The sequence below is a fragment of the Dyadobacter sp. 3J3 genome (assembly GCF_009801115.1).
Classification (GTDB): Bacteria; Bacteroidota; Bacteroidia; order Cytophagales; family Spirosomataceae; genus Dyadobacter.
Window position 1 is genome coordinate 337,670 of the sequence record NZ_VTOL01000003.1, and the last position, 26,031, is coordinate 363,700.

Here is a 26,031-nt window from a genome sequence, read left to right on the forward strand (position 1 = left end):
TTAATATTCGTTAGAATGATACGCGAACACCCATGTTAATAATTTTCGACTGAGGATAGTATTGTCCGCTCGTGTTGGTGGATTCAGGATCCCAGATTTTAATTTTATCCCATGTCAGGATGTTTAGTGCATTTGCATAAACACGGAAACTTCCTACACCAATTTTCTTACCAAGATCAGATGGCAGGTTCCAGCCAATTTCTATATTTTTCAAACGCAGATAGTTATTACTTTTTAGGTAATAAGTATTTGCACCGGCGTTACCAGTATTTGTGTAATACGTATTGTTACGGTTTGCCAAACGAGGATCAACTTCACTTGGGTGATCAATCGTCCAACGGTGGTCGTAAGCATATTTCAAATAGTTACCAATATCACCTGACTCTGTTTGTCCAATATATTGTAAACCACCTGTTGCTCCCTGGAACAAAATAGCGATATCAAAAGCTTTGTAGCTGGCATTGATTGTAGCACCACCTGTGAAAGTAGGACGTTGTGTTTTATCCGAACGAACTCTATCATCCGCATTGATTTTGCCATCACCATTCACATCCTTGAACTTCATATCACCGGGACGAATTGTTCCTGTAATTGGACTATAATCAAGTTTGTTTCCATCCACCGCAGCCTGATCTTTGAAAACACCATCATACTGATAAGCAAGAAATGCCTGATATTGTCTTCCGGTAGTGGTCTGGTAAGAAGGTATACCAGGAGTTTCATCCCAGAAAGTGATTTTGTTTTTAGCATAACCACCATTTACACCGAACGAGTAATTAAAATCACCCGCGTTTCCATCGTAGCTAACTTTGAATTCATATCCTTTATTTTTCATTTTACCCAAATTCACAGGAGGAAGTTTTCCATCGATACCTGCTGAGGAAGGTGTAGAACCTGTCTGCTGAATAAGAATTTTAGAACGAACATTATAGAAATAATCAAATTCGAAGTTGATTTTTCCTTTAAGCAACGAACCTTCAAAACCTACGTTTGAGTTGTTTGCAACTTCCCACGTAAAGTTTTTATTAGCAACGCGTGCTTCGTATAATGACTTAACAACCTGGTTGTCCAGAATGTACGAGTTGAATGACATTGTAGACAAATACTGGTATTCAGCCAATGTAGAACTGTTTGGCAAATAAGCTTCAGCTCCCATTTGTCCCCATGATGCTCTCAATTTCACGTTATCAAGAAACTTGATGTTTTCTTTCCAGAAACCCTCTTCTGACATTCTCCATCCAGCAGATACACCCGGAAAGAAACCCCAACGACCTTGTTTTGGAAAAATATAAGAAGCATCCGCTCTCCACAAAAATTCAGCAAGATATTTCTCTTTGTAATTGTAACCCAAACGTCCGAAATAGCTCAAACGTGCGCGTTGGTAAAGATCAGTGTTGTTATAAGTAGTACCATTTACATTTACAGATCCAGAGTTACCGATATTCTGTTCCAGGTTACCACCTGCATAAAGTTGATCAGCAACCGGTGAGATGAAATAACGACGGTAAGCAAAGAAACCATCTGCATCTACTTTCTCATGCTGAACACCAGCCATTACGTTAAATGCATGCGCTCCAAAAGTTTTGTCGTAGTTCACCTGGCCTGTTAACAAAACTGACAATTCCTGAGAAGAAGTTTCAGTTAGACGTGCATCATTGAAAGTTGAACGAACCGAACCCGTCAGCAAAGGAGAAACTCCGTCCGCTTCATAGGATTTTTTATCCCAATAGTAAAGTTTCCATGGCTGGGCAAAGTTCTTATTGCGGCCGAATTTTTTATCAATTGCTGCCGATCCTGTTACTTTCAAACCTGTAATACCAGGAATAAGTACTTCAACCGAACCGTTGGTTTGAACGTAATCTCTTTTATCACGGATGTAACCTGTTGAATTGGTAGTAATTAACGCTGGATTTTGTCCGTTTTCAATATCCGGTCCTGGTAATCCGTTTGGCCAGATAGCGATTTCAGTTGGTTTTCCACGCATCAACATACGGAAGATAGCGCCTGCATCACCACCATTTGGAGAGAAACGGTATTCTTCACGTGCAGCAATACCCAGTTTTGCAGTTACATATTTGTTTATTTTTGCATCAAGATTTAGACGAAGACTATACTGCTTGTAACCTGTTGCAGAATTTTTGTAAATACCATCCTGGTTTAAATATCCTAACGAAGTAAGATATTTAACATTTTCACTACCACCCATCAATTGAAGATTGTGGCGTTGTTGCGGTGACCATGGTTTGATAACCTCTTTGTACCAGTCAGTATTTGGATGAATCAAAGGATCCGAACCATCTTTAAATTTCTGAATATCTGTGGGAGTAAATACAGCATTCACTACATCACCTTTTGTTGTTTTGTATGTTCCGTTTGTGTTGAAACCAGTCAATGCACCATTCCACTCTCCTGTTGGAATGTTGTCATAAATTTGCAGTTCGTTACGGATCGTGGCATATTCACCAGCATCCGACATTTTTGGAGTACGTGTTGGACGAGCCAAACCGAAGTTATAATCATATGACAACTGAGGCTTACCAGATTTACCACGTTTTGTCGTGATCAGTATAACCCCGTTACCCGCACGTGATCCGTAAATTGCGGCAGCAGCATCCTTCAAAACAGAAACACTTTCAATATCAGCAGGGTTGATACGATCCAAACCACCACTACGGTTAGGAACACCATCCACAACGATGAGGGCATCACTGTTACCCAATGAGTTGGTACCACGGATACGGATTGCCGATCCATCAAAACCTGGCTCTCCACTTGACTGAACAGCAGAGACGCCCGGAAGGCGGCCGCTCAATGTATTGGAAAGGTTAGCAGCGGGTGCTTTTTCAAGCTCAGAACCCTTAACTGCAACTACCGACCCTGTCAACGTTGCTTTTTTAGCGGTACCATAACCAACAACAATCACTTCATTCAGAGATTTTATGTCGGTTGCGAGCGTAACATCTAAAACAGATTTGTTGTTAAGGGGAATTTCTTGTGTCAGGTAGCCGATAAAAGAAAATACCAATACGGCATTTCCATTGGTAGTACTAACAGTATAATTACCTTCAATATCCGAAACGGATCCTGCTGTGGTTCCTTTCACAACAACGCTTACACCCGGCAGTCCTTGGCCCTGATCATCTTTCACTCTACCTTTTACAGTGGACTGAGCAAAAGCTCCAAGTGCCACACCAAAGGCAAGAAAGAGAGAAAGAATATATCGTCCCTTGAAACGATATCTACTTTGAGTATTAATTCCCATAGATTAATTGATAAAATAATAAAATAGTTGGTAAAATTTTTAGACCTATATCCTTAAACGGGCCTGTCAATGCGAACAATCAGCCACGAAACCTAGTGTCGAAATCACACAATTAGTAGTAAAAAAAAAGTAAATTTTTATCATTCAATAGAGTTAAAATGTGACAAAAAAAATAATTCATTAACGCTCATACAATCTACTTCTAATGCTATTCTAATCACAAATAATTATCCTACACTATTATCTTAATTAAGTACTCAAATGTATATTTTACTCATTCGGATGTACAAAAAGATATTAAATTTATTACAAATAAAAGCACTCTTTGTTTATGAATATGTTTTATAAGAAAATAACAACAATAATTAACTAAACAGTTTAGCTCCTGATCAAAATACAAGGGATAACTGCAAAAAAAATACCACTTCATTTTTTTGATTAAATTTCACACCAATTAAAAAATCGATGTAAGAAGTCATTTACCAACTAGATAATTTCATTTTTTTATATTAATTTTCCTCTTAAAAATAATTATCCGCCTATTGATCTTTCTTGATTATCTTCGCAGGTTGCTTCGGTATATTTGTTACCCGACCATTCGTAATTTTTTTACTTATACAATGAAATTTACAAGCATTAGCCTACTGGTTTTAGTTACTTTTTTCACCTACTCATGCAAAAAATCTTCTACACCTGAAGAATACAACGCAAAAGCATCTGACCCTAAACTTTTCCACGAAACGACTACCCAACTTACGGATGTAATTATCCACGATATATTCAAACCGCCTGTTGCCAGCCGTATTTACAGCTATTCATTTCTAGCGGCTTACGAAGCACTTCTTCCCGGCTATTCTGATTACCAGTCCTTGGCAGGACAGATCAATAAATTCGCAGCACCGCCAAAACCAGAATCTGGTGCAGCATACTGCTTTCCGCTGGCAAGTATAAAAGCATTTACGGTTGTTGGCCGGACACTTACCTTTTCAGGTAACCTGTGGGATGATTATGAAAAAAATCTTTTTAAGAAGTATGAAGACATGGGCATTCCGGAAGATGTATATGAACGGTCCATTGCTTATGGTGACACCGTTGCAAAGCACGTTTTGGCTTATGCTTCAAAAGATCATTACAAAGAAATACGCGGCTTCCGTTACACCGTAACCAATGAGCCAGGCACATGGGTGCCTACGCCCCCCGCTTATGCGGATGCATGCGAACCTATGTGGAATACCGTGAGGACTTTCTCGCTGGATTCTGTAACACAATTCCGCTGCCCGCCACCAGCGAAATATGATTTGAACAAAAATAGTCCGTTTATGAAACTGACTATGGAGGTTTATAATATCGCAAAAAATTTAACTGAGGAGCAAAAAGCCACAGCATACTTCTGGGACGATAATGCTTTTGTTACCAATGTGGTCGGCCATGCCATGTTTGCCAACAAAAAAATGACACCCGCGGGACACTGGCTGGCAATCATTAAAAATGTTACAACTGAGAAAAAGCTGAATCTCATGGAAGTTAATGAGGCGTATACCTTAGGTGCGTTAGCGCTTTTTGATGGTTTTGTTTCTTGCTGGGACGAAAAATACAAGAGTGTGCGAATCCGTCCCGAAACTGTAATTAACAACAACTGGGATCCGAACTGGCGGCCATTTCTGGAAACACCGGCTTTCCCGGAATATGTAAGCGGGCATAGTACAATTTCAGCCGCCTGCGGCGTAGTTTTAACAAAATTAGTTGGAGAAAATGTCGCTTTTACTGATACTACCGAGAAAAAATACGGACATGGTGTAAAATCTTTCAAATCATTTAAAGATGCCTATTGGGATGCTTCCATCAGCCGCGTTTATGGCGGAATTCACTACCGTGACGGCGTGGAGGAAGGAACGCATCTGGGTGAGAAAATTGGCCAGCATGTGTTGAATCGGGTGATAACAAGGAAATCAGGAAAGGAATCAGCAATGGTCAAATAGAAAAAGAATTTTATCAGGAAAGTAACTATTACTGCATACTGGCAAATATTGCTGCTAGTATGTCTTTATATACCTATTTTTTTCCTGCAAGTATTCAGATTTATTACCACCATCAATCCTGAATTTTGTTCTGATAGTCTGATATTTTTCGACACCAAGTATAACCGAGCAGGAAAAATGAAGATGGGGGCCGCTGCTGAAACCCGTGTTTCCGCTTAGTCCTATTACCTCACCTTTTTTGACGATGTCGCCGGCTGACACTTTTGATCCATTTTGAATCAGATGTGAATAGTTGGCGATTGTGCCATCTGAATGGTAAATGAGTATATAATTATGCATTTTCTTACACTCCTCTCTCAGGCATGACCCGGTATTGCTCTGTACAACTTTTATTACAACCCCTTCCCTGACAGCCGTAATTTCTGTTCCCTCTGCCATTATAAAATCCAGCGCATTATCATTTTGGTGCGAGAAGCTCCCTTGGTATCCCTGAACAAGATAATATTCCTTGTTTTTTAGAAAAGGCAGACCATATTCGTATTCCTCATCGTATCTGATATTATTGATATTCCCCAAACTGGAATAAAAATTGTAGGAAAATTTATCAGGCATTGACGGATATATAGCATCTAATTCTCCCAACATAAATTTTTCGGTTTTTTCCGGTATTACAAATATTTTCTTTCTTCCTTTTGAGAAGCGTAAATTTACCAAATTCAAATCCAGCGCCATTGAAACAGGACAAAAGGCGTTATTGTCTGCATAAAGTATGTAGCCATTTTTCTTCCTTTCAACAAAGACGCGAAGCTCTTGCTGGGCACAAGCGGAAAAATATAACAGATTACAAATGAGGATAAAAAATAATTTCATAAAGTATGTGTCAGTACTGAAAAGAAGTAGTTGTACCAGAGCAATTCAATTGGCTAACTCCAATACTTTTAAAAGAATAAATCATTGATTTTTTGGTGGAAATCATTTAACCATTTCCTATCATATCTTTTGTTGAGAACCGTGGAATTCAAAATTTTACGAATCCATTGATCCAATTCTTGCTTTTTACTAGTTTCTGATAAAAAAGGACCCGCCAAACCGAAACAAATTGCTGCATGTAATTTTAACTCTTCAACGGAATGACTTATTTCCAGTTTATCAAGTTCTCTGGACAATAAAGAAAGTACTCGTACTTTCAAATCCTTTTGGTGCCTGTTACAACTATTATCAGAATACCAGCGGTATGAAAGTCCCAATAAAGGCAGATTTGTAACCTTACTTATTTCTGAAAAGCGAATCCATAAATCATGATCTTCGCAATATTGAAATTCCGGGTCATATCGTAATTTCCGGGCAATTTCCGTACGCATCGTAACCGAAGAATGCGCAAATTGATTACGAAATATCAAACTCATCCGCAAAGTGTCACTATCGGTCAATGTTTTACGGGTATGGATTATCTTACCTTTTTCATCAATCGTATGATACCAGCAACCGACCATTCCGTAATTCTTATTCTTCTCCAAAAAATCAATCTGGGTTTGTAATCTGTCAGCCAGCATAAGATCGTCTGCATCCATACGCGCAATGTACTTTCCCTCTGCCAGATCCAAACCACGGTTCAAACTGGCAACAATACCCATATTACTTTCATTTTTATAATACCGTATACGTTTATCGCTCAGTTTCTTGATCAGCTCTTCTGTATTATCGGTACTTCCGTCGTCAATAATAAGAACTTCATAATCTGAATATTTTTGGGAGAGCACACTTAACAGGGCTGATTGGATATATTTCGCTCCGTTGTATGAGGGAATTAAAACGGTCGTTTCTGGCATATTTAATTAAAGAGACAAAAAAGTCCCGGTGCTGCCATCGGGACTCTTAAATAATTACAATTACCGATTAACATTGATAAACTTTATACCTCATTAGATCCAGTGACCAAAAACCAATCGATTTCTAAGTACCATAAAAATAAAAGGAGACAAAATTAGGAAAATCAATATACACCAATAAAGCAAACGTCCGTTTTCACTATTTAAGAACATATCACTTCTATACCTCGAGTATATTTTTAAATACCTTTTATTTCGAATGAAAAAGAAATAAAATATACAACAAGATATAGAAAGCATCAGGTACCCATCTGTTTTTGAAATACCAAGATTCCTACTCTCCGGATTTTTTAAGACAGTCAAAACAGTTATGACAAGCAAGGTAAAACAGCATAAAACCAATGAAAAGATAAAAAAAACCGTTATCACAGGGGTGTCTATTTTATGTTCGGTTTTAAGAGAGTAATGATTTAGAATAACGTAATATAATTTACCAAGCATAATCTACTCTTAGTGAACCAGTTAGCACTTCTATTACATTCACCTGTTAAAAAGCCCTAAATCTCTGACTACATATCCAAAAATAAAAGTTCCGAAAATAGAAAGGATCCAGAATATCCAGAAAAATATTTTTATTTTTTGCGTTACAACAAAATGATAATTTTCTGTTAGACCTGTTTCTTTGGATACTTTGTAAACTTTAAAAAGCAGGTAATAAACGACTGAACACAAAGTCACTGCTAAGGTCAAACTCACTATGTATTTATTAGAATTTCCTAAGCCTGATCGTCTATTTGCTATTTCTTCTAAAACTATCACCAGTATATAGAATATCCCCCCAATCCCCATACTTACCTGAAGAAGAGCAGTATACCACGCAGGGCTTTTTACTGTGCCATCCATATTGTATTTATGGTGCATTGTAAAGAAAGTGTAATAATAGATATAAAGAAATTTTAACATTTGGATTAATGTTCCTGGATAAATTCATACATTTCCCAGGCAAAAAGAACTGTACCGCCTATGACTACTACCCCGCCATTTAATCCCGGTATAAAAAGGGCGGCTCCGAGAGTTGCTTGGCCCAAATCTTCCAAACTTCTTTCTTGAATAGCGTCATTTAGATTACTTAGTACGCTTACAAGCCCAAATGATCTACTTGCTAGCTCAAAACCTTTTGCCTCTAACTTTAAAACTGCTGCTGCTGTGGCTGCATGATCAGAAGCCATACCAAATGACTGAAGAACCAGACCCACAACATCATTAGCAGTATATTGATTTGGTTTAATTGTAACAGCCGCTAAGGTTCCGCCATCGTATGTATACACGCATTCATTTCCCTGTACGGTCCAACGCGAGCCACCTATGTAGCCACCATTTGAAGAAGTTGGATTACTCGTACTCCCTCCACTATTTCCTGAGCTTCCACCACCATTTCCACCAACGTAGCCACCGCTGTAATTAGTCCCATACTGAACGTTATAATATCCATTACTGGTATTACCAGCATTATAGCTATTACCGGATCTTATCGTTACCTCATTCAAATTATCGCAGGCTGTCCAAGGGTCATTAGGATTATCCCGATAGTAGGAAACTCCGTTAGAAGCATTCCAATATTCCCTAACCCCTCCCAAAATAGCTCCGCGTTGTTGTTCATCTAATAGTTCCAATTCCTGCTCCAGCAGATCCAAAGCTAATACTGCTTTTGTGCGCATAATTCATATTGATTTAGTGTGACTAAATAATTTTTTTTCAAATATATCATCTTAGTTTTACGAAACAAAATAATTATATATTTAATCAAATTATTCATATTTTAATCGAATTTTGCATATTTTATTCAAATTATTCATAAACACACATTACGATGTTTAATAAGTTCCCCTGTGACAGGCAAATGGATATGATGGATTGCGGTCCGGCCTGTCTTAAAATGATAGCTAAATACCATGGTAAATATTACTCCCTACAATATTTAAGAGACCTCTGCGGTAATACCCGAGAAGGAGTTTCATTACTTGGGATCGGCCATGCAGCAGAAAAAATAGGCCTTCGCAGCCTTTCTGCAAAATGTACATTGGAAGATATTTTGTACAAGATACCACTGCCTGCTATTATCCACTGGAATAATAACCACTTCGTAGTAGTATATAATGCAAAAGCAGCGGACAATTGGAAAAACAAGAATATTTCTTCCGGGGAAATTACTAAAGCAACTATTTACGTTTCCGATCCTGCAAAAGGGCTGTTAACTTATTCTTCCGAAGAATTTACAAAATATTGGGTACAGGTAAACAATATTGACAATAAGGGAACCATTCTGATCTTACAGCCCCAGGCAGATTTTAAGCAGCGTCATGCGAATGAGAAATCTGAGCGCACAAAAACGCTTCAAAATTTCCTGGGCTATTTTACTCCGTACAAAAAAAGTTTCCTCAACCTTTTTATCGTCATGCTGCTGGTAACATTGATGCAGGCAGCACTTCCCTTTATTTCCAAGGCCGTTATTGACGTTGGCATTCAAACGCATGATCTGGATTTTATTAATATCGTATTGTTTGCGAATGTTGCACTCATTGTTTGTATTACCCTGAGTAATGCAGTCAGGGACTGGATATTGCAGCACCTCACTTCACGCGTGAATATTGCCCTGATATCCGATTACCTCATCAAGCTCATGAAACTGCCTGTTACTTTCTTTGAGAACAAGATGATGGGTGATATTTTACAGCGGGCCAATGACCATGAACGGATCAGAAGTTTCATCATGAACAACTCACTAAACCTGATTTTTTCAGGACTGACGTTTCTCATTTTCGGGGTCATCCTTTTGATTTACAATACAATCATCTTTTATATTTTTTTAACCGGCAGCATACTGTATGTATTCTGGATACTTGGTTTCTTACAAATACGTAAAAAACTGGACTGGGAATATTTTGAATTGACCGCAAAAAATCAAAGCTACTGGGTTGAAACCGTAGAAAGCATAACGGATATAAAGATCAATAACTATGAGAAACAGAAACGCTGGAAATGGGAAAATATACAAGCAAGGTTGTATCAGGTAAATATGCGTGTACTGACCATTAACAACGCTCAAAATCTTGGAGGGCAGTTTATTGACAACCTGAAAAATTTATTTATAACATTTTATTGTGCAAAAGCCGTGATCAACGGTGAGATAACTTTTGGTGTCATGATCTCGACCCAATTCATTATTGGTATGCTCAATGGCCCTGTGGTACAATTCATCCAATTTATTATATCCTTTCAATTCGCTCAAATCAGTTTTTTGAGACTTAATGAAATACATCAGTTGCCTGATGAGGATGAGGATACCGGACAAAATAATATTCAATTACCGGAGAAAAAAGATTTGGTAATCAAGAACGTCGCCTTTCAGTATACGCCGGTTTCGCCACTCATTCTTCGGGGTTTACATCTAACTTTACCAGAAGGAAAAGTTACCGCGATTGTAGGTGACAGTGGAAGCGGGAAATCAACCCTGCTTAAATTACTGCTGCGATTATACAAACCTTCTTATGGTGAAATTACAATTGGCGGGCTAAACATTAACAATATCAGCTTACACCAGTGGCGCGAAAAATGCGGTGCCGTAATGCAGGATGGAAAAATTTTCAATGACACCATTCTAAATAATATTGTCCTGGATGATGAAAAAATGGACTATCAACGTTTGCGCAAAGCAGTTGAAACGGCAAACATCGCTGTCGAGATAGAATCCTTAGCCTTGGGATATCAAACGAAAATGGGTGAACAGGGACGCGGACTTAGCGGTGGACAGAAGCAAAGGATACTTATTGCAAGAGCACTCTACAAAGACCCCGACTACTTATTCTTTGATGAAGCGACCAACGCACTTGATACGATTAATGAACAAAAAATCGTGAAAGCACTGGATGAAGTATTTAAAAACAAAACCGTAATTGTAGTAGCCCATCGCCTGAGCACGATCCGGAAAGCGGATCAAATTGTGGTGATGCAAGGGGGCATGATTGTAGAAATGGGCAACCACGACTTTTTACTTGAAAGGAAGGGACATTATTACAAATTGGTACAAACGCAAACCGAACTTCAAAGTAGCACTACGCCAATTTTAAACAAAGAAGAAAGTGAAATTATTACAAATGTTCAATTATGAGGGTGATATTTTAACCAAAAACGTATGGAAGAAATTACAGAAAAGAGATATCCCCGAACAGAAGAAATTCAGGATATCATAGAGCGTATGCCAACAAAATTCGGATCGCGAATTACCTTATTGATACTATTCATTATAACACTTATATTATTTTTTGGTTGGAAGGTTCGTTATCCGGATATCGTTTCTGGCCAGGTAACAATCAATGCCAATCAAGCTCCGTTAAAATTGGTTGCCATGGGTTCCGGTAAATTACAGTTAAAAAATATTAAATCGCAAGATGCTGTCCGTGAAAATCAGGTTATTGCCTATGTAGAAAATTCGGCTGATGTCGATCATGTAAGTCTGATTTCAAAAGTTGTTTCTAAAATCAAATTTCCCATAGAGAACGCTCCGGATCTATATGGATCATTGCCTGGGGAAATGTCCCTGGGTGAGCTTAGTGGTACTTATTTCAGCTTCTTTAATGCAGTAAAGCAACTTTCAGATTATCAAAGTAACCGAAGTTTCGACCAACAAACCGAAGCGTTTCAAAAATTAATGCTCCAGCAGCAACGTGTGTTGATGGTATCCTATGAAAGATCAAAAATTGGCTCAGAAAATCAAAGGCTGTATAAACGCTTTTTTGACCGTGATTCTATTTTACTTCGTAACAAGGCTATAAGCAAAGCAGATTTTGATCTTACAAAAATAAAATCTGTCAGTGCAAGAGATCAATATCAATCAACACTGCGTGATATTGCCAGTGCCCGTGAGCAGGTAGGTCAAACGGAAAGCAAAATCCAGGAAACTGCTATTCTAAAAAATGAAAAGGAAAGGCAATTAAATTTAGAGATGCTAACGACTTATAATGATCTTGTTGATAAAATAAAGGCATGGAAACAGAAATATGTTTTTATTGCTCCATTCAACGGGAAGGTCCAATTCCTGAAATTTTGGAATAATAATCAATTTATTCAAAACGGAGAACCAGTTTTTACTATTGTTCCTAAACAAGAAGCACTTTTCGGTCAGGTTCTTTTACCGGCAGTTGGATCCGGAAAAGTAAAGATAGGACAGGAAGTTATTGTTAAACTTGAAGATTACCCTTATTTGGAATATGGTTCCATAACAGGAAAAGTTAATTCTATATCCCTCACTTCAAATGCTATAAAAACATCCGAAGGAGATGTAGAAACTTATCTTGTTACAATTAGTTTTCCCGAGGAACTAAAAACAAATTACGGAACCAAACTGCAACCTAAATTTGAGATGAAAGGATCAGCAGAAATAATTACCAACGACCGAAGACTGCTTCAACGATTCTTTGACAATCTTAAATATGTTATAAAAAAGTAACGCATTCTTTCTTATCTAATATTTGTCGCCAATGTTCTGGTAAAAAACATGTCGATCATTATACAAAGTATACCAATAATGAGGAGTTGCTCTGAATAGCTATGGCTAAAGCCGGACATGTTTCAGCATACATTAACCCAAGTTGAAACCTTGGGTTAATGTAATTCGAGAACAATTTCAAATTTGCACGAGAAAAATTCAAGTTTGTTTATTCAGTCAAAGAATCTCCCAAATCACCCCTTCACATGATCCGCATTAAAATGCAAACCGATATTTTCTCTCCTTGCCATCGCCATTTTTATAATTAAATAGGAAACGGAAATCATATTTCTCAATTCACAAATTGCAACGGAAACTTTCGACTGACGGTACAATTCTTCATGTTCCTGATGCAATAATTCCAGACGATCATAGGCACGTTTCATACGGCGATCGGTACGAACAATACCCACGTAGTTTGACATGATACTATTCAATTCTCTTGTCATTTCCGTAACCAAAACATTTTCCTCCGGATGTGTGGTGCCTGAATCATCCCACTCAGGAATGTTGTCTGGAACAACGGCTTTATCAAAACCTTCCAGCGTACTTTCATAAGCGCGGTGACCAAAAACCACTGCTTCCAGCAATGAATTTGAAGCCAGACGGTTCGCTCCGTGCAAACCCGTACAAGCGCACTCTCCTACTGCATACAGGAAGTTAATGTTTGTTTTACCCCATTCCGTAACACGAATACCGCCACACATATAGTGCTGGGCCGGAACAACCGGGATCATTTCTGTTCGAAGATCAATACCAGCATCTAAACAATACTGTGTGATGTTGGGGAAATGTTCAAGGAATTTTTCATAATCACAATGCCGTACGTCCAGGTATACGTGATCAACCCCGTTTTTCTTCATTTCCGAGTCTATCGCGCGCGCTACTATATCGCGTGGTGCGAGTGAAAGACGATCATCATACAATTCCATGAAAGTACTTCCATCCGCACGTTTCAGAATTCCTCCAAAACCACGAACGGCTTCCGAAATAAGGAATGAAGGTTTTTTGCCAGGAAGATAAAAACTGGTTGGATGAAACTGGATGAACTCCATATTATCACAAATCCCTTTGGAGCGATATGCCATTGCAATACCATCGCCGGTCGCAATGGTCGGGTTGGTTGTACTTTGATAAATATTACCAATTCCCCCGGTAGCCAACATCGTAGTTTTGGCCAAAAACTTTTCAACCTGTCCTGAACGACGGTTCAAAACATAGGCACCAAAACATTTGATATCTTCACGGTAACGGTAAACCGTTTCCCCCAAATGATGCTGCGTGATTAATTCAACCGCGTAATAATGGGTGAAAATTTCAATATTTTTATGCCGTTTGACTTCTTCTAAAAGTGCGCGTTCAATTTCCGCACCGGTAATGTCTTTGAAATGCAAAATCCGATGGTCAGAATGTCCGCCTTCCTTGGCAAGATCATAATTCCCTTCCGGCTCTTTATCAAAACGGGTACCGTAATCAATCAATTCCTGAATACGTTCCGGTGCTTCTTTTACAACAATTTCAACAATATCCGGCTTATTAATTCCATCCCCTGCATCCATGGTATCATGGATATGCTTTTCAAACGAATCCGATTTGTCCCAAACCACGGCTATGCCGCCCTGGGCATATTTTGTATTCGTTTCATCCGCTTGTACCTTGGTAATAACGGCAATGGAAACATGCTCCTGGGTATTTTCAAAGTGTCGTGCCAGTTTTGCAGCATAACTAAGTCCGGCAATACCGGAACCAATGATCAGGAAATCGAACTGGGGCATAGAATAATGATAAACGTTTTTCAATAATTTGATTGACAAGAAATGAGATTTCTGATAAAGACTATGCCAAACCTGAAAATCTCTTCACTATCAACTATAAGTCCGAAATTAAATCCCTTTACTCAATTCCAGCATTCTGTTGACTGATTCAAATGCTTTCAGACGAATATCTTCGGGAACAAAAATCTCTGGCTGTTCGTAATAAAGTGCATTATAAACTTTCTCCAGCGTATTCATTTTCATGTAAGGGCACTCTGAACAAGCACAAGTATTATTATCAGACCCTGGCGCAGGAATCAATTTTTTATTTGGAACAGCCTGTTTCATTTTGTGCAGAATACCAGCCTCGGTCGCAACAATAAATTTGTCATGAGGTGATTCCTGAACAAATTTTAAAAGTCCGGTGGTGGAACTTACAAAATCCGACTGCAAGAGAATATCTTCCTTACATTCAGGATGCGCAATTAACAAAGCATCCGGATTTTCTTTACGAAGTTCTGCCAGTTTTTCACGGGAAATATCAATATGAACGATACAGGCGCCGTCCCACAAAACCATTTCCCGGCCTGTCTTCTGTGCCACATATCTTCCCAGATTTGCATCCGGTGCAAAGATAATTTTCTGGTCTTTTGGTAAACTGTTTACGATTTGTAAAGCATTGGAAGACGTACAAACAATATCCGTCAAAGCTTTAATTTCAGCAGAACAGTTAATATAACTGATCACGATATGGTCAGGATATTTCGCTTTAAATTCAGCAAATTTATCGGCAGGCGCAGAATCTGCAAGAGAACATCCAGCATTCAAATCAGGAATAACTACCTTTTTATTCGGGCTTAAAACTTTCGCCGTTTCGCCCATAAAATGAACGCCACAGAAAATGATCATATCCGCTTCCGTAGCAGCAGCCTGCTGTGATAATCCTAAACTATCTCCTATATAATCCGCCAGATCCTGAATTTCTGCACTTACATAATAGTGTGCTAAAATGACTGCATTTTTCTCCTTTTTTAATCGGGTAATTTCAGCAATCAAATCAATATCTTCTGCTATCGTTTCGGTAACATATCCGTAACGCGCTACTTGTTCTTCAATGGTTGTCATTATGGTGAATAATTGGCTTTTTGTTGATTGTTAAAAATCCAGACCGAATTACGAGAATATACTTTTTAAAACCAAAGAATCCACAGGACCCGTTTTTTGCTTCTAAATCTTTGAAACCCGTTTTTGTATGTTCAAAACAGAAACACGTTTTTCTCACATCTGGTTTATGGCAACACAAAAAAAGAAACAGCATTATCATTGATAATGCTGGATTTGCATTTATGGGGACAAAAATATCGGAAAATCGAAAGCAGAAATGTTTGCTCACTGATCAATTCTGAATTGCAATAAAACGAAGAAACCGTCCAGTGAATAAACACAAGACGGTTTCAATATATTTATAAGCCAGTTAACTCAAATCCTAACCAACAAAACTAAACGCTAATCGCTAACAGCCAAAAGCTATTAAAGTATCCAGCGGAAGAAAGCATATAAACTTCCCGATAAAATCATGGTTACGGGTAAGGTCAGAATCCAGGCAATTACAATGTTACGGATAGTACCAGCCTGCAAATTTTTAACGCCTTTACTTGCCACCATAGCCCCCGCAATACCTGAAGATAGTACGTGTGTAGTACTAACTGGTAATCCAAGATAAGAAGAAACACCGATTGTACTGGCCGCAACCAATTCTGCCGAAGCACCTTGGGCATAGGTTAAATGCTGCTTACCGATCTTTTCACCAATGGTAATTACAATTCTCTTCCAACCAACCATGGTACCTAAGCCCAGGGAAAGTGAAATCATCAAAATAACCCAGTCAGGTGCGTAGTCAGTAAATCTTCTAATTCCTTTTTCTCCACCCGCCTGTCCTTTCAAAAAGGCTGTATCTGAGGAATTAAGATTTGCATCGCCGTTTTCAAGAATTGTTTTTGTGTTACGGCTAATCAAAAGCAATGATTTCCGTGCATTCATACGCACTTCTTTCGGCAATTTATTATCAACCAAAGGCTTATTCAGCTGAATAGTAAGTAGTGCAATCTCTTTTTTAATTGTATGCCAATGTTCCCGATCTGATGCGGATAACCCAACTGTGTCTATTCTGCTAATTGTCTGATCTATTCTGACAAGTTCGGTTTTCATTTCACTTGGATTGATACTATTATCAAGAGCAAAGTGAGCCGGAACGATTCCTATGAGGATCAACATAACGAGTCCAACACCTTTCTGACCATCGTTCGATCCGTGGAAAAAGCTAACCAATGTACAAGTTGTAATCAAAATAGCACGTATCCAGATGGGAGGCGCTGTATTTTTCTGAGGCTCACTAAATACTACATCACGAAGTGGTTTGGATAATGCACGACGGAGAATAAACATGATTATGATCGCCAACGCAAAACCAAAAATCGGGGAAGTTAATAAGGATGTGAAAAGCTCCTGTGCTTTTGCCCAGTTTACACCTGCTCCGTGTGTATTTTCAGGCATAAAAGTAAACGCCAGACCAACACCAAGGATAGAACCGATCAATGTATGGGAACTGGAACTTGGCAGACCAAACCACCATGTACCTAAATTCCAGATGATTGCGCTGAAAAGCAGCGAAAACACCATGGCGACACTGTGATAAACATTTTGATCAATTAATAATTCGACGGGAAGAAGATTTACAATTCCCATCGCAACGGCTATTCCACCAAAAAAAACACCTAAAAAGTTACAGAAACCAGACCACATTACAGCGATATTTGGTTTCAGAGAGTTTGTGTAAATCACGGTTGCTACGGCATTGGCCGTATCATGGAAACCGTTTACAAATTCAAAGGCACATGCCGCTAAGAGACTGAAAGCGAGAAGGAGGAAAATGTCGGTTTCAAGACCAAACATAAGAAGTGTATAAGTTTACTGTATAAAACTCACTTTAATGATAGTGGCAGAATAAATAATTCGGCTTATCCATCACTCGGTAAGAACATGATTTCGAGGCAAAACTACTGATTCTTTACAAGTGCAATGTTAAGAAATTGTTAAGTAAATTCATATAATCATTAACAAAGCACTTTTATTACTGGAAGTTACGCGTCCAAAAGGCATAAGTATCCTTCTGACTATAAAAATCAGTTTATTTATTAAAGAAAGTTTTAATTTTCCTTATTGGCGAGTTGTCCACAGGCTGCATCAATATCTTTTCCACGGCTACGGCGAACATGTACGGAAACACCTCTGTCTTCCAGGAACGCAGCGAATTTATCCAGACGATCTGCCTCAGTATTTTTAAAATCTGCTTCTGCGATTGGATTATATTCAATGATATTAACCCTTGCCGGAACGCGTTTGGTAAATTCCCACAGCTCTCTAGCATCCTCTAATGTATCATTGAAATTATTGAAAACAATATATTCAAATGTGATACGGTTACCCGTTTTCTTGTAGAAATAATTTAATGCTTCAGCCAGATTGTCCAGAGAATTGGATTCGTTGATCGGCATAATGCGGTTACGTTTTTCGTCGTTGGCCGCGTGAAGTGAAAGAGCTAGACGAAAACGAACTTCATCGTCACCCAGTTTTTTGATCATTTTGGCAATACCCGCCGTAGAAACGGTGATACGCTTCGGCGACATATTTAATCCCTCGGGAGAAGTAATGTGTTCAATGGATTTCAAAACCGCTGTATAATTAAGCAGAGGTTCGCCCATTCCCATGTAAACGATATTAGTAAGCGGTGCTTTAAAACTAGCTTCGGCCTGGCGTGCAATCGCTACAACCTGATCATAGATTTCTGCCGCATCCAGATTTCTCTTACGCTCCATATAACCCGTAGCGCAGAATTTGCATGTAAGCGAACATCCAACCTGGCTGCTCACACAGGCCGTCATACGATCGGCGGCAGGAATTAAAACACCTTCCACCAAATGTCCGTCAAATAGTTTGAAAGCTGATTTTACAGTACCGTCATTGCTTTGCTGCTGCTTGGCAACAGTCATGGAATTGATTACGAAATGTTCATCAATCAATTGTCGGGTAGCTAATGAAAGGTTGGTCATTTCAGCAAAAGACGATGCTGATTTTTTCCATATCCACTCATATATTTGTTTTGCACGGAAAGCTTTTTCTCCATGTTCGGCCATCCAGTTTTTCAACTGGTCTACACTTAACTTCCTGATATCCTGCTTTTCTTGTACTTCAACCATTATTTCTATAACTATTTGTCACCTGTTTTGTTGATAGCAACCTAAATTTTTGCAAAGGTACTGAATATCAATTACTAAAAGAATTTTTAAACAATTGATATAATATTCATATGTGAGTAAGCTCAACAAGGTTTTCCTGAAAATCATTCGTTTTCAATATCCGTTTTCTTCTTCCGATCTTCTACACCATCCTCTGTTTCATCTTCATTCCCCTCATCTTTTTTAGCCTTATCCAGATATTCCGATTTCCAGTCTTTTATCAGTTCACTACCTTCCGGCATCAGGGTCATAGCTTTGGTGATTACATTTGGCGCAACAGGAATGATCAGCGGATAAATAAATGTATCAGCCGTACGGTGTTCCGGCAATTTTACACCAATCATATTAATGAGCCAGAAAAATACACTGATCCCAAAGACCCAGGTAAAAATACCGACCATGGCTCCGGCAAAACTATCGAAAGTCCCTAAAATAGAATATCTCAGAGAACGGCGGATCCGGTAGCCAAATTGATTTAATAAAAAAATGGTTGGAAAAAATACGGCTGAGAAACCTATATACGGTAATATTCTCTTTGCAGTGCCGTCACCAAAATAAGGCGTGAGAACTTCCATTCCCAGTCCCAGAAATTTAAATCCGAGAATCATGGCTACCACAAGTCCTGCAATCCCGATAATCTCGATCAGCAGCCCCTTCCGGTAACCATGTATTGCACCCCAAAGTAATGGAATCAGGATAAGAATATCCAATAACTTCATGCGAGCAAACTCTTAACTAAGGTAGAAACAACACGGCCATCCGCTTGTCCGGCCAATTCTTTCGTTGCCACACCCATAACTTTGCCCATATCCGAAGGACCTGTTGCGCCAACGCGGGTGATGATTTCCTTAATTTTTTCAGTAACTTCTCCTTCTGATAATTGTTTTGGCAAAAACTGCTCAATAATCGCAAGTTCCGCTTCTTCTTTTTCCAAAAGATCAGGCCGGTTCTGCGTTTTATAAATATCAGCGGATTCTCTGCGTTGTTTTGCTGCTTTTGTAAGCAATTTCAATTCATCATCAGAAGTCAGTTCGCCGGTTCCGCCACCTTTGGTTTCTTCCAGCAAAATCATTGACTTGATAGCACGCAATGCGCGCAATGCATCCTGATCTTTGGCCCTCATGGCATCTTTTATACCTGATTCAACCTGAGTTTTTAGCGACATTATTTATAATTAAAATGAATGAATGAGTATATTTAGAATGATCAAATATTAAATTTGTCATTAAAGGCACAAAGTTACACGAATAATAGAATTTTGAATGAGTGACCGGGTCGCCGGTGCGATGATAGAATAAATAAGAAATGCATTATTTAATATCCTATTTCGCTGTCATTCAAAATTCTATCATCGCACCGGCGACCCGGTCTACCATTCTATCATTAAAAATTCAAATATTCTATCATTAAAAATCACACCATGACTCGTCTCAGCGTAAATATTAACAAAATAGCTACACTCCGGAATTCGCGCGGAGGCGATAACCCGAATGTTCTTAAAGTTGCCCTGGATTGCGAGCGGTTTGGTGCACAAGGAATTACAGTCCATCCCCGCCCGGATGAACGCCATATCCGCTACCAGGATGTTTATGATCTGAAAGAAGTAGTTACAACGGAATTTAACATTGAAGGCAATCCGTCGGAAAGAAAATTCATTGATCTGGTATTGGCAACAAAACCGGATCAGGTTACGCTTGTTCCGGATGCTTTAGGGGCTATTACATCAAATGCTGGCTGGGATACGATCGCCAATCGATATTTACTGACAGAATTAATTCAGGAATTTAAAGCCGCCAACATCCGTGTTTCTGTTTTTGTTGATCCGGATCCAGTAATGGTTGAAGGCGCACAAATCTGTGGAGCGGATCGCGTTGAATTATATACAGAACCTTATGCTGCTTATTATTTTGAGAACAGACAAAAAGCGGTTATTCCCTTCGTAAAAGCAGCCGAAAAAGCACAGGAAGTTGGTCTGGGCCTAAATGCCGGACACGATCTCAGTTTGGATAATCTCCGTTTTTTAAAACAATGTATTCCGTGGATGGACGAAGTTTCCATTGGGCATGCACTGATTGCTGATGCCCTTTATCTTGGACTGGAAAATACGATCCAGATGTATTTAAGGGAATTGGAACTATGATTTTTTGCCATGAAGTCAGATTTTTTAACCTGACTTCATGGCTTTCTCATTATTTCCTGCCAAAAGTCTCGGCAATTTTCATTGCCACGGCCATATCACCATCAATTTTCAACTTGCCGGACATAAGCGCCATCATGGCGTTCAAATCTCCATCCATAAGTTTCAATGCATTTTTTGTAGAAATCTCCAAAGTGCAGTCAGCGTCCAGATCATCATTGGTAACTGTATTCGGCACAACCTTTGCGTTTATAAAAACACTTCCCTCGTCCGTTTTGAATTTAACTGTTGAACCCAGTCCACTATCTGTACCCAGCATGGTGGTAACGCGGTCAGTCAGAATTTGAAGACTCATAATATTTGGCTTTCTGTTTGAATGTAAAATTATTTTTATACTAATAAAATCGTAAAAGTATGTACGCTAAGAAGAATATTCAAATGCTTTTGGTGTTTTCATCTAAATAGGCAAATTTTACGCCCTGTTTTTGACAATCGTCATTACGAACTTTTTATTACTATCAATGAATCCAATCGTCCGCCCCACAGTGCTTACTGTGCTTTGCATATTTACTTTTCTTAATTCGATGTCAGGTTTATGGGTTCAGTCCGAACGTTTATGGAATCCCGGAGTCGCTGCTTATCAAATGCATGAAATGCTGGAAGCCGCCCGCGAGAAAATTGAAAAACAGTCTTCCGAAGCGGATGCTAAAATTATGGACCCGATTATTCAGTCTGTAATTAATAGTACTACCAGGGAAGTGATGCAGAAAGGAGCCATCGTGATGATTATTTTTGAATCGCTTTCGTTATATGGTGCATACCTGATGTGGAATCTAAAGAAACGCGGATTCTATTTATATCTGACCGGCATAGCAGTAGCATTTTTTGGCTCACTTCTCGTTGTTGGAGGCTGGCTTGGCGTTTTCACAGCGATTGCCGGAGTACTTCTAAGTTCGATCATGTGTATCATTTATGCATTTAATCTGAAACACCTTCACTAAAAAAGTTCAGAATAGTCACAAATTTTAGTGTTATGTTTGTAATTATCAGTTATCAATTATAAATCCCCCTTGGATTCCACGCAGAAAAGATTTTATTTTGCGGGTCTAATTTGAAAATAGAAATGGCTTTAATTAACAAAATCAGAGAGAAATCCGGAATTGCTGTCACAGTAATTGCAATCAGTTTGATCTTATTTATGGTTGGTGGTGACCTTATGGGCCCCAATTCCATGCTAGGAGGAAACAACAACCAAACTGTCGGCGAGATCGCTGGTAAGGAAATCAATATCAAGGACTTTCAGAGTCGGGTAGATGGATTTCGTCAGAATTATGAGGCTCAATCGGGCCGTGCTTTGAATGAAAATGAACTCGCTTCCTTGCGCGATCAGGCATGGAATCAATTTGTGGTTGACATTGCCTACAAAAAACAATTTGACAAATTAGGATTGTCTGTTTCGGATGACGAATTAGTTGACATGGTTCAGGGAAATCACATCAGCCCTTCCATTCTTCAGGCTTTTTCTGATCCTACCTCAGGTCGTTTTGACAAAAATGCAGTAGTTAATTACCTGAAAAACTTAAAGACATTACCTGTTGAGCAGCAAAAATCCTGGACTAATTTTGAAACAAGTCTTCGTGAAGAGCGCATTCGCAGCAAATACGAAAACCTTTTGAAATTGTCTACATACATTCCAAAGGCGCAAGCTGAAAAAGAATATGTGGCTCAAAATACAAAAGCAACAACACGTTATTTATATGTTCCTTACTTCTCTATTGTAGATACCACGATCAAAGTAACGGACTCTCAGCTTGAAAGCTACCTGAGCGCTCACCGCTCTGAATATAAAGGAACCGATACACGTTCAATTGAATATGTAAGTTTCCCGGTTCAGCCTGCGAAAGACGATAGTACTGCGCTTTATAATGAAATTAAGGAATTGGCACGCGGTCTTGCTACTGCACCAAACGATTCGTCTTATGCAAAAATGAATTCTGATGTTGCTTTGCCAATGAACATGTCGTTAGCCACAATGTCTGATCAGTTGAAAGAAGCTTCAAAATCTTTTGTTGTAGGTGGCGTTTACGGACCATACCGTGAAGGAAATACATATTTCATCTACAAATATGATGGAACACGCACCGATACAGTTTCATCTGCGAAAGCAAGCCATATTTTGATCAGAGCAGAGAATCAGTCAGATTCGGCGAAAGCAGCCGCACGTGTTCGTGCAGAAGGCATTTTAGCTCAGATTCGTGCAGGTGCCAACTTTGAAGCTTTGGCTGCAACATCAAGTGCAGATCCGGGTTCAGCACAACGGGGTGGCGATCTTGGCTATTTCCAGAACAATGGTGCAATGGTGAAGCCATTCGAAGAAGCAGTTTTCTCTGCAAGCTCAACAGGCCTTATTCCAAAATTGATTGAAAGCCAGTTCGGTTTCCATATCATTAAAGTCACTGCAACGAAAAATAATACGCTATACCGTATTGCTGCAATCGGAAAAACAATTGCCCCAAGCCAGGCAACACGTGACGAAGCATACCGCAAAGCAGATGAATTTGCTAACTCCGTAAAAACAAAAGCACAATTCAACGAAGCAATTAAAAAGAATAAAGCACTTGTAGTGGCCACGGCAAATCGTATTCCTGAAAGTGCTACTAATATCAATGCAATTCAAAATGGCCGTGAAGTTGTTCGCTGGGCATTTAAAGATGATACCAAAATTGATGCTGTTTCACAGGTTTTTGAAACAGAAGAACAATATATCGTAGCGGTTTTGACTGGAAAATCTGATCAGGACAATGTTAAAGTTGATGATTTCCGTGATGAGCTGACAACGAAAGTTCGGAATGAATTGAAAGCAGAACAAATCACTGCGAAACTTAAAGGTGCAACGGGCGATCTTGAATCGGTTGCTAAGAAATACGGAGCTGGTGCTCTTATTGAAACAGCAAATGATATTTCATTGGCAACAGGTTTCTTAACCAGCGCAGGTTTTGATCCGATCGCATTAGGAAAAGTATTTAGTTTGAAACCAGGTCAGAAAACAGGTGTATTCACTGGTGAAAACGGTGTGTTCATCATGGAGTTAATCAACAAAACAGATGCTCCTAAAATTGCAGATTTCACACAAAACAAAACACAGCTTACGCAGTCACTGGAAAGCCGTTCTTCGTATCTGGTAAACGAAGCAATTCGTGAAAACGCCAAAATTGTAGACCGTCGCGCAAAATTCTTTTGATATAAAAAGCAGTTTTAAATATGAAAAAAGGGCAGCGAAAATATTTCGCTGCCCTTTTTTCATTTAACATTCCATTTTTTCAAAAATAAGTGATAGTATTGCAGTAAAAATTGTCAATACTACACTTAATAAAAAAACGGGTAGCGGATAGTATTAAACAAGTTCTGAAAGCTTTACTTTTTTATCGTTTTTTACACCATTACCTAAACCTTAGTATCTAAAAAACCATTAACAAAAACCACAATGAGCATATTACTCGGAGATCAGGAGTATTTTAAAGGAATTGGAAAAATTGCCTATGAAGGACCGGATTCAGATAATCCGTTAGCCTATCGCTGGTATGACGAAAATCGCATTGTAGGTGGCAAAAGCATGAAAGACCATCTTCGTTTTGCAGTGGCTTACTGGCATACTTTCTGTGGAAACGGCGGCGATCCTTTCGGAGGGCAGACATTATTTTACCCATGGGATAAAAAAGCAGACGCGGTAGACCGTGCAAAGGACAAAGCAGATGCGGCATTTGAATTAATTACCAAACTTGGATTGCCGTATTACTGTTTCCATGATGTAGACGTTGTAGATTATACCAACGACGTTCGTGACAATGAAAAACGTCTTCAGACTTTAACACAATATCTTGCGCAAAAGCAAAAAGATTCAGGCGTTAAATTGCTTTGGGGAACTGCCAATTTGTTCAGTCATCACCGTTATATGAATGGTGCGTCTACCAACCCTGATTTTGATGTGGTTGCTCACGCAGGTGCACAAATCAAAACAGCTCTTGATGCTACAATCGCACTGGGCGGTGAAAATTATGTATTCTGGGGAGGCCGCGAAGGATATATGACACTTTTGAATACGGACATGAAACGTGAGCAGGAACACTTCGCTCAAATGTTGAAAATGTCGGTGGCTTATGCTCGTTCTAATGGTTTCAAAGGTAAATTCTTCATCGAACCAAAACCTTGTGAGCCTACAAAACACCAGTATGATTATGATGCAGCAACGGTATTAGGCTTCCTACGTCAGCATGATCTTTTGGGAGATTTTGCATTGAACCTGGAAGTGAACCATGCTACTTTGGCTGGTCACACATTCGAACATGAATTGCAGGTTGCTGCAGATGCAGGAATTTTAGGCTCGATCGATGCAAACCGTGGAGATTACCAAAACGGATGGGATACCGATCAATTCCCGAATGACATCGCTGAGTGGACAAAAGCTTTGCTTGTGATTTTACAAGCCGGAGGACTGAAAGGTGGTGGTATCAATTTTGATGCAAAACGCCGTCGTAATTCTACTGACGTGGCTGACGTTTTCCACGCACATATCGGTGGTATCGATGTTGTTGCACGTGCGTTGGTAATTGCTGATAAAATCAGACAAAACGGAGAATATGACAAAATCCGCACGGACCGTTATGCAAGTTTTGACTCTGGAAAAGGAGCTGAATTTGAAACAGGCAAACTTGGACTTGCTGATCTTTTCGACCTGGCAGCCGGCAAAGGCGAACCAGCGACTTTGTCAGGAAGACAGGAATATCTTGAAAATCTGATCAACCGTTTTATCTAGATCATAAGTACAATTACTGAAAAAGCGAAAGGCCGTTGATTTAATCGACGGCCTTTCGCTTTTTCTTTGACCAGCTTAAAATAGTAAAAACTCACTAAATGAACATAGAATTTTTTCTATTCTACCGTTAAATAAGTTTATTCTAATTTTTTATACTAATAAACTTACAGAAATAAAAACAAGTACTTAATTGCAGCAGGTTACATAATCAAAATTTTTCTCACCTTATCAATAGAACTTTTTTTATCAACGCCTATGGAATAATCTTTTCTTCCTTTCAAACTTCCCCACAATAATTTCAATAAGTAAAATTCAGGACCGCAAGATTATTTTAAGTCAGAGCGATCCATGTCTCAACGTCTTCTTCATATCCATCAGATCACTTTGAATTTGCATCAAACTGGTCATCTACTCACG

The 26,031-nt window shown here is 39.0% G+C and carries 19 protein-coding genes; 7 read left to right on the plus strand and 12 right to left on the minus strand.

Going from position 1 to position 26,031, the window contains the following annotated elements; all coding sequences use genetic code 11:
• Nucleotides 1-10 precede the first annotated feature (10 nt).
• Nucleotides 11-3,262: a TonB-dependent receptor gene (locus FZF08_RS08425; protein ID WP_159468193.1), complete on the minus strand. Its 3,252-nt coding sequence runs from the start codon at nt 3,260-3,262 to the stop codon at nt 11-13.
• 620 nt (nt 3,263-3,882) lie between these two features.
• On the opposite strand from FZF08_RS08425, the gene FZF08_RS08430 reads away from it, so the two are divergent.
• On the plus strand, nt 3,883-5,241 hold the full coding sequence (locus FZF08_RS08430) for a vanadium-dependent haloperoxidase (protein WP_159468194.1): 1,359 nt from the start codon (nt 3,883-3,885) through the stop codon (nt 5,239-5,241).
• Nucleotides 5,242-5,295: 54 nt separating this feature from the next.
• Here the strand turns inward: FZF08_RS08430 and FZF08_RS08435 are convergent, their stop codons facing one another.
• The 4 genes from FZF08_RS08435 to FZF08_RS08450 all read right to left on the minus strand — a co-directional run bounded on the left by FZF08_RS08435 (nt 5,296) and on the right by FZF08_RS08450 (nt 8,788).
• Nucleotides 5,296-6,111 (minus strand): M23 family metallopeptidase, encoded by an 816-nt coding sequence (locus FZF08_RS08435; RefSeq protein WP_159468195.1) that lies wholly within the window; start codon nt 6,109-6,111, stop codon nt 5,296-5,298.
• 68 nt (nt 6,112-6,179) lie between these two features.
• Entirely contained in the window at nt 6,180-7,070 is an 891-nt protein-coding gene (locus FZF08_RS08440; RefSeq protein ID WP_159468196.1) for a glycosyltransferase, read from the minus strand.
• 540 nt (nt 7,071-7,610) lie between these two features.
• Nucleotides 7,611-8,033, minus strand: coding sequence for a hypothetical protein (locus tag FZF08_RS08445; protein WP_159468197.1), 423 nt, complete (start codon nt 8,031-8,033; stop codon nt 7,611-7,613).
• A 5-nt stretch (nt 8,034-8,038) separates the two neighbouring features.
• Nucleotides 8,039-8,788, minus strand: a complete 750-nt coding sequence (locus FZF08_RS08450; RefSeq protein ID WP_159468198.1) for a hypothetical protein — start codon at nt 8,786-8,788, stop codon at nt 8,039-8,041.
• Between the two features lie 152 nt (nt 8,789-8,940).
• Between FZF08_RS08450 and FZF08_RS08455 the strand changes: the two genes are divergently transcribed.
• Together FZF08_RS08455 and FZF08_RS08460 are read left to right on the plus strand one after the other, a co-directional pair.
• Entirely contained in the window at nt 8,941-11,238 is a 2,298-nt protein-coding gene (locus tag FZF08_RS08455) for a peptidase domain-containing ABC transporter (protein ID WP_159468199.1), read from the plus strand.
• A 24-nt stretch (nt 11,239-11,262) separates the two neighbouring features.
• Nucleotides 11,263-12,576, plus strand: coding sequence for an HlyD family efflux transporter periplasmic adaptor subunit (locus tag FZF08_RS08460; protein ID WP_159468200.1), 1,314 nt, complete (start codon nt 11,263-11,265; stop codon nt 12,574-12,576).
• A 233-nt stretch (nt 12,577-12,809) separates the two neighbouring features.
• Here the strand turns inward: FZF08_RS08460 and nadB are convergent, their stop codons facing one another.
• The 6 genes from nadB to FZF08_RS08490 all read right to left on the minus strand — a co-directional run bounded on the left by nadB (nt 12,810) and on the right by FZF08_RS08490 (nt 19,829).
• On the minus strand, nt 12,810-14,390 hold the full coding sequence (gene nadB, locus FZF08_RS08465) for an L-aspartate oxidase (protein WP_159468201.1): 1,581 nt from the start codon (nt 14,388-14,390) through the stop codon (nt 12,810-12,812).
• A 108-nt stretch (nt 14,391-14,498) separates the two neighbouring features.
• The gene (nadA, locus tag FZF08_RS08470; RefSeq protein WP_159468202.1) at nt 14,499-15,494 is read right to left on the minus strand and encodes a quinolinate synthase NadA; all 996 of its coding nucleotides are present in this window, start codon (nt 15,492-15,494) and stop codon (nt 14,499-14,501) included.
• 405 nt (nt 15,495-15,899) lie between these two features.
• A complete protein-coding gene (locus FZF08_RS08475; RefSeq protein ID WP_159468203.1) occupies nt 15,900-17,321 on the minus strand; it encodes an inorganic phosphate transporter in 1,422 nt (473 codons plus the stop codon).
• A gap of 254 nt (nt 17,322-17,575) precedes the next feature.
• Nucleotides 17,576-18,625: a 23S rRNA (adenine(2503)-C(2))-methyltransferase RlmN gene (rlmN, locus tag FZF08_RS08480; protein ID WP_159468204.1), complete on the minus strand. Its 1,050-nt coding sequence runs from the start codon at nt 18,623-18,625 to the stop codon at nt 17,576-17,578.
• A gap of 143 nt (nt 18,626-18,768) precedes the next feature.
• Nucleotides 18,769-19,383: a CvpA family protein gene (locus FZF08_RS08485; protein ID WP_159468205.1), complete on the minus strand. Its 615-nt coding sequence runs from the start codon at nt 19,381-19,383 to the stop codon at nt 18,769-18,771.
• Nucleotides 19,380-19,829, minus strand: coding sequence for a GatB/YqeY domain-containing protein (locus FZF08_RS08490; protein WP_159468206.1), 450 nt, complete (start codon nt 19,827-19,829; stop codon nt 19,380-19,382). The genes FZF08_RS08485 and FZF08_RS08490 overlap by 4 nt, the downstream gene beginning before the upstream one ends.
• A gap of 255 nt (nt 19,830-20,084) precedes the next feature.
• Between FZF08_RS08490 and FZF08_RS08495 the strand changes: the two genes are divergently transcribed.
• A complete protein-coding gene (locus FZF08_RS08495; RefSeq protein ID WP_159468207.1) occupies nt 20,085-20,804 on the plus strand; it encodes a pyridoxine 5'-phosphate synthase in 720 nt (239 codons plus the stop codon).
• Between the two features lie 49 nt (nt 20,805-20,853).
• On the opposite strand, the gene FZF08_RS08500 is transcribed toward FZF08_RS08495, so the two are convergent.
• On the minus strand, nt 20,854-21,156 hold the full coding sequence (locus tag FZF08_RS08500) for an SCP2 sterol-binding domain-containing protein (RefSeq protein ID WP_159468208.1): 303 nt from the start codon (nt 21,154-21,156) through the stop codon (nt 20,854-20,856).
• Nucleotides 21,157-21,322: 166 nt separating this feature from the next.
• Between FZF08_RS08500 and FZF08_RS08505 the strand changes: the two genes are divergently transcribed.
• The 3 genes from FZF08_RS08505 to xylA all read left to right on the plus strand — a co-directional run bounded on the left by FZF08_RS08505 (nt 21,323) and on the right by xylA (nt 25,614).
• Nucleotides 21,323-21,802 carry a hypothetical protein gene (locus FZF08_RS08505; protein ID WP_159468209.1) on the plus strand — a complete coding sequence of 160 codons (480 nt, stop codon included), beginning with the start codon at nt 21,323-21,325 and terminating at the stop codon, nt 21,800-21,802.
• Nucleotides 21,803-21,924: 122 nt separating this feature from the next.
• Nucleotides 21,925-24,042, plus strand: a complete 2,118-nt coding sequence (locus FZF08_RS08510; RefSeq protein ID WP_159468210.1) for a SurA N-terminal domain-containing protein — start codon at nt 21,925-21,927, stop codon at nt 24,040-24,042.
• Between the two features lie 243 nt (nt 24,043-24,285).
• Complete coding sequence (gene xylA / locus FZF08_RS08515) at nt 24,286-25,614, plus strand: xylose isomerase (protein WP_159468211.1); 1,329 nt, start codon at nt 24,286-24,288, stop codon at nt 25,612-25,614.
• Nucleotides 25,615-26,031 lie beyond the last annotated feature (417 nt).

Bases quoted from the DNA above. Each gene is read 5' to 3' on its own strand.
- FZF08_RS08490 (WP_159468206.1), bottom strand. From the start codon at position 19,829: ATGTCGCTAAAAACTCAGGTTGAATCAGGTATAAAAGATGCCATGAGG.
- FZF08_RS08440 (WP_159468196.1), bottom strand. From the start codon at position 7,070: ATGCCAGAAACGACCGTTTTAATTCCCTCATACAACGGAGCGAAATAT.
- nadB (WP_159468201.1), bottom strand. From the start codon at position 14,390: ATGCCCCAGTTCGATTTCCTGATCATTGGTTCCGGTATTGCCGGACTT.
- xylA (WP_159468211.1), top strand. From the start codon at position 24,286: ATGAGCATATTACTCGGAGATCAGGAGTATTTTAAAGGAATTGGAAAA.
- FZF08_RS08485 (WP_159468205.1), bottom strand. From the start codon at position 19,383: ATGAAGTTATTGGATATTCTTATCCTGATTCCATTACTTTGGGGTGCA.
- FZF08_RS08435 (WP_159468195.1), bottom strand. From the start codon at position 6,111: ATGAAATTATTTTTTATCCTCATTTGTAATCTGTTATATTTTTCCGCT.
- FZF08_RS08510 (WP_159468210.1), top strand. From the start codon at position 21,925: ATGGCTTTAATTAACAAAATCAGAGAGAAATCCGGAATTGCTGTCACA.
- FZF08_RS08505 (WP_159468209.1), top strand. From the start codon at position 21,323: ATGAATCCAATCGTCCGCCCCACAGTGCTTACTGTGCTTTGCATATTT.
- nadA (WP_159468202.1), bottom strand. From the start codon at position 15,494: ATGACAACCATTGAAGAACAAGTAGCGCGTTACGGATATGTTACCGAA.
- FZF08_RS08500 (WP_159468208.1), bottom strand. From the start codon at position 21,156: ATGAGTCTTCAAATTCTGACTGACCGCGTTACCACCATGCTGGGTACA.
- FZF08_RS08455 (WP_159468199.1), top strand. From the start codon at position 8,941: ATGTTTAATAAGTTCCCCTGTGACAGGCAAATGGATATGATGGATTGC.
- FZF08_RS08450 (WP_159468198.1), bottom strand. From the start codon at position 8,788: ATGCGCACAAAAGCAGTATTAGCTTTGGATCTGCTGGAGCAGGAATTG.
- FZF08_RS08495 (WP_159468207.1), top strand. From the start codon at position 20,085: ATGACTCGTCTCAGCGTAAATATTAACAAAATAGCTACACTCCGGAAT.
- FZF08_RS08475 (WP_159468203.1), bottom strand. From the start codon at position 17,321: ATGTTTGGTCTTGAAACCGACATTTTCCTCCTTCTCGCTTTCAGTCTC.
- FZF08_RS08430 (WP_159468194.1), top strand. From the start codon at position 3,883: ATGAAATTTACAAGCATTAGCCTACTGGTTTTAGTTACTTTTTTCACC.
- FZF08_RS08445 (WP_159468197.1), bottom strand. From the start codon at position 8,033: ATGTTAAAATTTCTTTATATCTATTATTACACTTTCTTTACAATGCAC.
- rlmN (WP_159468204.1), bottom strand. From the start codon at position 18,625: ATGGTTGAAGTACAAGAAAAGCAGGATATCAGGAAGTTAAGTGTAGAC.
- FZF08_RS08460 (WP_159468200.1), top strand. From the start codon at position 11,263: ATGGAAGAAATTACAGAAAAGAGATATCCCCGAACAGAAGAAATTCAG.
- FZF08_RS08425 (WP_159468193.1), bottom strand. From the start codon at position 3,262: ATGGGAATTAATACTCAAAGTAGATATCGTTTCAAGGGACGATATATT.